The organism is Streptococcus infantis, assembly GCF_019929575.1.
In the GTDB taxonomy this organism is placed as follows: Bacteria; Bacillota; Bacilli; order Lactobacillales; family Streptococcaceae; genus Streptococcus; species Streptococcus infantis_L.
Map to the genome: position 1 here is coordinate 1 of NZ_JAHZPU010000044.1, position 7,391 is coordinate 7,391.

Sequence of the window (7,391 nt, forward strand, 5' to 3'; positions counted from 1 at the left end):
GAAACTACAAAACCTTGCTCATCTTCTCTAATCACACGCTCAGCTGCAAATCCATGATCATGTTCATCTTCATGATGCTCCTGTTTCGCTTGGTCCTCTTTATGAGTATTATGATTATCTTTTGGAACTTCTGTTTGGGTATGCCCATGCAAATGCTCTTGAGCTGCCTTGATCTGTTCTGCTGACAAATCTTTTTTAAAGAAATAGTGGGCATGGTCTCCATGTGAAACTACAAAACCTTGCTCATCTTCTCTAATCACACGCTCAGCTGCAAATCCATGATCATGTTCATCTTCATGATGAGTGTTATGAGTTACATTTTCATGGTCATGCTGAACTGTTGGTTTATTTTGATTTTCTAACGGTTTTGTTGGTGTTAGAACACCTCCAAGTGGTATCAAACGAGCAATTTTTTGCTCCAAAGCAGACATACTACTATAAGGAATGAAATGGTAGTGATTACCGTGTGGAATCGCAACTCCTGATGGTGTACGACTAGTAATTTTAGCTGGGTCAAATACCAAACCATCAGATTCTTGATAGCGTTGACTAACTGGTAAAGCATTTAACTGAGCGAGAAGACTTTGGAGGCTATCCTCTTGATCTACTGGGATGTTTATTGCTGGGCTATCGGCTTGAGAACTTGGTGTAACACTTGGATTTGGTTTATAATCCGTCAGGCTTGGTTGACTTCCTCTTCCAGCTAGATAGGCTTGAGCTGCTGCTAATTCACTTGAAGATAGAGCACTCTTTGGAACGTAGTGATAATGTCCACCATGAGGAACGATATAGGCATCACCTGTATCTTCTATGATATCTGCAGCATTAAAGACATAACCATCATCTGTTGTATATCTACCTTGTGCTCTGGCAACAAGAACTTCCTTACTTGTACTGCCACTATCTGATGTATGTTCTTGTTTTTGTTGCTCGATTTGCTCTTTGGTACGAACATTATCAGCATGGCTTGCATCTTTTAGATAGACATAGTATTTGCCATCCACTTTGATGATATAGCCACCTTTAATCTCATTGACAATATCTTGATCACGCAACTGATAGTTTGGATCCTTCATAACCAGTTCTTCACTAAAGATGGCATCATAAGGAACCTTACCATTATAATAATGGAAATGGTCACCGTGGGAAGTCACATAACCTTGTTCAGTGATTTTGGTAACAATCTGTTCAGCTTCTATCCCTTCCTTCTTGCTAACTTGGTCTGGTGTAAGAGTTTCATTCTTTTTAGCTTCAGACTCTTTACCATCAACGTAGGATACACGGTTGTCATCTTTTTTCTCAGGTGCTTGATGTTGATTTAAAGCATAAGCACAGACACTTAAGGCAAGGACCACTGCAGATCCCGCTAGATATTTTTTATTAATCTTCATAATCTCCTCATTTCAATTCTTCAGCTAAGATAGCCATATTTTCTTCTAGATTTTCTAAGTAGGACTTGTCATTTTGTGGGTCTGCCTCTAAAGGATTGAGGGTTTTAAGACTCACACCTGTTGATTTGACAAGAGTGTCCGCTACCTTAGATGAAGCATTGCTCTCTGTAAAAATCGTTTTAACCTTATAGGTTTTAACAAATTCCTGAATTTCGGTTAACTGTCTTGGGCTTGGTTCCTGATCTGGAGAAATACCGGCAATCCCAAGCTGATTTAGTCCAAATCGTTTTGCTAAATAAGAAAAGGCCGTGTGTTGGGTTACAAAAGTTTTTTGATTAGCTTTTTCAAAGATGGGTTGGTATTTCTTGGTCAAATCATGAGCTTTAGCACTAAAACTTTGTGCGTTTTTCTGATAGGTATCCTTGTTATCACTGTCTAATTCAGATAACTTATCAGCAATAATCTGTGCTTCTTCAGCAACCTTTTCAGGATCAAGCCAGGTGTGAGGGTCATACAAGGTCTTCTCATCAATCCCATCTCCAGCTTCCATATCTTCTAATCCAGGCACGCGCTCCAAGGTCATCCCTTCAGATGCTTCTAAGACCTTTACCTTGGACTTTTGCAGGCTTGGATCCAAACTTCCCGCCCATGATTCCAAGGTATGGGAATGATAGACGAAAACATCGGCATCATAGATGGCTGCAATATCATTTGCAGAAGGTTCAAAGGAATGGATACCTGAACTAGACTGAATCATCCGAACGTCATTTAGGTCGCCAGAAACTTCTTTGACCATGGCATAAACAGGATAAAAACTAGTCACAATCTTCATCCCCTTAGTTTCATGACTCTTGTCCTGACTGGTCTTTTGTCCACAAGCTCCTAAAACGAGAGCAAAGAAGGCAATCACAAGCCATAGGATACTTCTTTTTTTCATAACAACTCCTTAACTAGTATTTAACCATTTAATTAACTAGTAAACATTTTACTCCTAAAAATTTAAAATGTCAATATTTTTTCTACATTTTCATAAAAAAAATGAGAACTAGATTTCATGATCAGTTCTCACTGGTTATTTTTAACACACGAATTTTAATCGTTTTAGTTTGCTTTTGGCTTACTATTTTTTAACAAGGCTAATAGATTTTCAGCTTGAGCCATAATGCCATTATTGTCCATAGTAGCTAGTGTCAGATTATTCCGTAAACCAGCCAAGGTTTCGCTAGCATTGGATTTAAGACTTGCATCAGTTACAGTCTTTAATAAGTCCTCTGCTTCTTGGAGTTTAGCTTCTACCTTTTCAGTCTCAACCTGTGGTTCTTCTGGTTCCTCTGGAGATTCTTCTGGTTCTTCGGCTGGTTTAGTATCCTCTGGCTTTTCCGCTAGCGGTTTCTCCTCACGAGTTTTTTCATCTTCAGTTTTTTCTGTCTGAGGTTTCTCCTCATTTGGTTTTTCATTATTCGAATGATCCTGTTGTCCATTTTGGTTTCTTAGAACATGGTCACTTGCATTTCCCCAACCACTATCCGAATGCGGACGCTCGCTTGGATGCTCGACATAGTACTTCACAGTCGCAAAAAGGTCTTCGAGCGCATAGCCTTTAGGAGCTTCGTAAAGCCCTTCATCAAACCATTCAAACTTTATGTTATGGTAATGATCAAAGTGAGGGATAATCAAGTTACCATTTTTGACATCAACTGCATACTGTAGATTGTAAGGCATGCGATCTAGCGGTACCTTCTTCTCAGCTTTTACCCGATTATAGATAGCTTCTGCCCCTTTTGATTCCGGTTTTGTTGAGTTCTGATTATCTGTCGAAGGAGGCGTCAATCTCTTCTCTTTGGCATAAGCCTGAGCAGCTGCCCTCTCTGCTTCAGTCAAACTATCCTTACCTATCCAGTGACTATGCCTCATATGTGGTGTTACATAAGCATCTCCCTCATCACTGATAATATCATGGGCATCAAAAATATAGCCATCCGATGTTGTGTACTTATCCGCTAGCTGGGCTACTCGAACTTCCTCATCACCATACTCAATTTGCGAGTTTGGCTTACCAAGACGTTCTGGATGACTAATCGGCGCAATAAATTTAAGCAAATCATCTACAAAAGCTATTTTGTTTATATGGTCATTATTTAATTTCACTAGCAATTGATCCAAAGTCTGGAAGTCAGATGGGCGTCCCTTGTTTTCAATTAAATTCTTATGAGTTTGTTCCAACAAACTATAAGCCTTATCATAGAATTCCTGATCTCGAGGAGATACTGTGCTTTTCTTGTTCGCCAAGGTATGCGTTGGTTTAGCTACCTTATTCAGTTCTTTCTCAAAAGCTATAAGATTTTCTTTAGACAAATCTTTCGTCAAGACATAACGTAAAACTCCCTTATCTTCAAGGACATAGCCCTGACCAACTTTTCTAACTACTTGTTTAGTAAGCTCCTCGTTAGAATGATTGTCAGGTAGTGGCGCTGGAGCGGGTTGGGGATTTGAGAGTGGCCTAGGGACTGGTTTTAATGGAGGATTTGGCCGTAAACTAGCAGCTCCAGGAACGGAAATAGTTTTTTGATTGCCGATAGGAATCATCCGTGCTATCTTTTCTTCCAAAGCTGACATTTGACTATAAGGGATAAAATGATAGTGGTCCCCATGAGGTACTGCTACCCCATTTGCTGTTCTTTTCGTGATTTGAGCAGGGTCAAAGAGCAAACCATCGGATTCCACATGACGTTGTTGGATAGGCAAAGAGTAGAGTTCTTGCAGAAGACTATTCAAATCCTCAGCTTTTCCTGGCTTATAGCTGGAACTACTAGGTTGTCTTTGAATTGATGGCGTGTCAGTATTTGAAATGCTTGGGTGAGTTGTTGGATTAGGAACATAAGTCGGTTGAGAAACCAGCTTATGATTTTTCCCAGCTAAGAAGACCTGAGCAGCAGCTAATTCACTGGCAGACAAGTCACTCTTAGGAATATAGTGGAAATGATTGCCATGTGGAACGATGTAAGCATCACCCGTGTCCTCAATAATATCACTAGCATTAAAAATATAACCATCATCCGTCGTATAACGTCCCTGAGTTCTTGCTACAGCGACTTCATTACTAACCTTTACTCCGCCACCATGTCCATGTTCCTGCTTCTGACGATTGATCTCATCCTTACTACGAATATTTTCGGAATGTGAAGCATCTTTGAGGTATACATAATAGCGACCATCAACCTTAATGACATAGCCACCCTTGACTTCGTTGACAATATCCTCATTTCGAAGTTGATAATTCGAATCTTTCATCAAGAGTTCTTCACTAATAATAGCGTCATAAGGAACCTTACCATTAAAGTAATGATAATGGTCTCCATGTGAAGTTACGTAGCCTTGATCGGTAATCTTAACGACTATCTGTTCTGCATTGATTCCTTCTCGCTGACTAACTTCATCTGGCGTCAAATTTTCGGTCTTAGTACTAGCCTGATTTCCATCTATATAAGCCACACGATTAGACTCTTTGCCAGTCTGTACTGCTTGGTAACGCCCCAGTCCATAACTTGAAAGGCTTAATGTTAAGAGAGCTACTGAACCAAGAACATATTTTTTGTTGATTTTCATCTAAACACACTTTCTATTTCATTTATTCGTTAAGGAAAGAACTACACTTTTTCCAAAAAAACTTCCTTAACCAGTTAAATATATACTTAGAAAAATAAGTCACTTTTAAAACCTCCTCCTTCTCTTTTCTATATTTCAAACAAAATTTGAGCAAGTGAGTTACCTCTTTATATACTTAACTGGTTATTTAACTAGTTAAGATTTTACTCCTATAAGATAAACTGTCAAGAAAATTTTTTATATTTTGGTAAAAACTAGATAAAAAAGAGGAATAATCCCGAGTATGAGATAGATTCCTCTTTATATTATTTTAGTGTTGAAATGGCATAAAATCCGAATCAAAGGAAATGTTATCCTTATCATCTGGGTTGACAAAATTTAAAAATAGCTTTTGAAATTCTTCAAGTTCATAGTCTGAGTGACAGATCCACTGCCTGCCCGTCGAGACATACCATTTTCCAAGACTTGCAAGTTGCTCCTTGGTCAAGGATGGTATCTGAGAGCAATGTTCAAAGCTAATAATATAAACTTTTTCATAGATTGATTTGATAAAATCTTTCAGCATAAACTTTTCTCGCTTGAATTTTATACCTAATGACTAGTAGTACTATTCAATCACTTGGGTTTCAGCCAACTTCTTATACCAATGAGCTGATTTCTTTGGATAGCGTTCTTGCGTTTCAAAGTCCACATAGAAGAGACCATAGCGTTTTTCATAACCATTTGACCAAGAGAAGACGTCCATGAGTGACCAAATGAAATAGCCTTTCACTTCTGCTCCATCAGCAATGGCATCTGAAATAACTTCCATATGCTTTTTAACATAATCGATTCGACCGTCATCGTAAACTGTGTTATCAACGAACTCATCTTTGTAACCAAGACCATTTTCAGTGATGTAGATTTTCTTGTAGTTTGGATAGTCTTTCTTAACACGCATGATTTGATCATACAAACCTTGCGGATAGATGATCCAGTCCCAGTCAGTTTTTGGAACATAGTCTGGTGCAATTCTTCTACCAACACCCTTAATTTGGTATTTAGAGCTTCCTTTTTCCCCTTTACCATTATGGATGATTTCTGTTTCACCATCAAATGCTTGCATCCAATCACTCATGTAGTAATTGATACCAAGGAAATCGTTGAGATCTTTAGCTGCTTCCAATACTTGGAAATCTTCCTCTCGAAGATTCAAACTTCCACCATTGATTGCTAAGATATGATTAACTCCTTCCATAGTCTTTTCAGAATAATGTCCAAGGTAAGTCGCATCCAAGATAAATTTGTTATGGATAATATCTTCTAACTCAGCTGCACGAACATCTGCAGGATTTTCTGGATCATATGGATATTTGGTTGGCAAAGCATGAACGACACCAATTTCACCTTTATAGCCTTTATCTTTATATAGCTTGACAGCACGGGCATGTGAAACCATCATATTGTGATGTGATTGGAAGACTTTAGCAAGGTCATATTGAATACCTGGTGGGAATTTACCGACCAAGTATTGACCATCTCCGATAGGGCCGATTTCATTGAAGGTAGTCCAATAGTTAACTTCTGGAAATTCTTCGAAGCAGAAGGCAGCATAATTTACAAAATGTTCAATGTTTTCACGATTTAAGAAGTCTCCGTTTGAGTGTAGAGCTTCAGGTGTATCAAAGTGATGAAGGGTTACAAAAGGTTCTACATGACGTTTATGACATTCAGCAAATAAATTATGATAAAACTCTACCCCTTTAGCATTGACTTCACCATAGCCAGTTGGAAAAATACGTGACCAAGCAATAGAAATACGGATACCATTAACGCCGTATTCTTCAGCTAATTGTAGGTCTACTGGATATTTATGGTAGAAATCACTAGCAGGTTCAGCTGTGTACCAGTAGTTATCAGCTAGATATTTATCCCAAGCAACAGGACCTTTTCCATCAGTATGGGTAGCTCCTTCTGCTTGATAGGCAGCTGTAGCGCCACCAAATATAAAATCTTTAGGAAGTGTTTTTGTCATTTTTTCACCTATTTCTTGATTGGATAAAATGAAAAGCGAGCGGAGAGGAGTTAGTGAGGTACCCTTCTCCATCTCACTTCTTCATTAGGCCACTAATTTGTGGCATAAGGGGGAAACAAATATAGAACCAGAAGACTATTCACAGTCCCTGTCATCAATCGAATTGTGACATGAGAAGGTAAAAACGATAATTTTTTACCGACGAATTAACAAGGCGATTAGGGAGTGGGAAAGAACTCTCACTAGTTATAAAGAGTTCGTCTTCCCACCCCCGCACAGTTGATTAGATATCTTTGGAGCAAAGAGCGAACAAAGATATCAATCAACCACTGCGTCATACAATTATCGATATCATTCAGTAAAGCTTGAACACGTTTTGA

General features: G+C 38.7%; 5 protein-coding genes. All 5 read right to left on the minus strand.

What is annotated here, in order from left to right; genetic code table 11:
• A partial coding sequence (locus K1I67_RS09265) for a pneumococcal-type histidine triad protein (RefSeq protein ID WP_223339705.1) occupies window positions 1-1,391 on the minus strand: 1,391 nt, incomplete at its 3' end.
• A gap of 7 nt (window positions 1,392-1,398) precedes the next feature.
• Window positions 1,399-2,328, minus strand: a complete 930-nt coding sequence (locus K1I67_RS09270; RefSeq protein ID WP_223339706.1) for a metal ABC transporter solute-binding protein, Zn/Mn family — start codon at window positions 2,326-2,328, stop codon at window positions 1,399-1,401.
• Between the two features lie 164 nt (window positions 2,329-2,492).
• On the minus strand, window positions 2,493-4,997 hold the full coding sequence (locus K1I67_RS09275) for a pneumococcal-type histidine triad protein (protein WP_223339707.1): 2,505 nt from the start codon (window positions 4,995-4,997) through the stop codon (window positions 2,493-2,495).
• 310 nt (window positions 4,998-5,307) lie between these two features.
• Entirely contained in the window at window positions 5,308-5,562 is a 255-nt protein-coding gene (locus K1I67_RS09280; protein ID WP_223339708.1) for a DUF3884 family protein, read from the minus strand.
• A gap of 42 nt (window positions 5,563-5,604) precedes the next feature.
• Window positions 5,605-7,011, minus strand: coding sequence for a 6-phospho-beta-galactosidase (gene lacG, locus K1I67_RS09285; protein WP_223339709.1), 1,407 nt, complete (start codon window positions 7,009-7,011; stop codon window positions 5,605-5,607).
• Window positions 7,012-7,391 lie beyond the last annotated feature (380 nt).

Coding starts and splice junctions, on each gene's coding strand:
- K1I67_RS09270 (WP_223339706.1), bottom strand. CDS start 2,328: ATGAAAAAAAGAAGTATCCTATGGCTTGTGATTGCCTTCTTTGCTCTC.
- K1I67_RS09275 (WP_223339707.1), bottom strand. CDS start 4,997: ATGAAAATCAACAAAAAATATGTTCTTGGTTCAGTAGCTCTCTTAACA.
- K1I67_RS09280 (WP_223339708.1), bottom strand. CDS start 5,562: ATGCTGAAAGATTTTATCAAATCAATCTATGAAAAAGTTTATATTATT.
- lacG (WP_223339709.1), bottom strand. CDS start 7,011: ATGACAAAAACACTTCCTAAAGATTTTATATTTGGTGGCGCTACAGCT.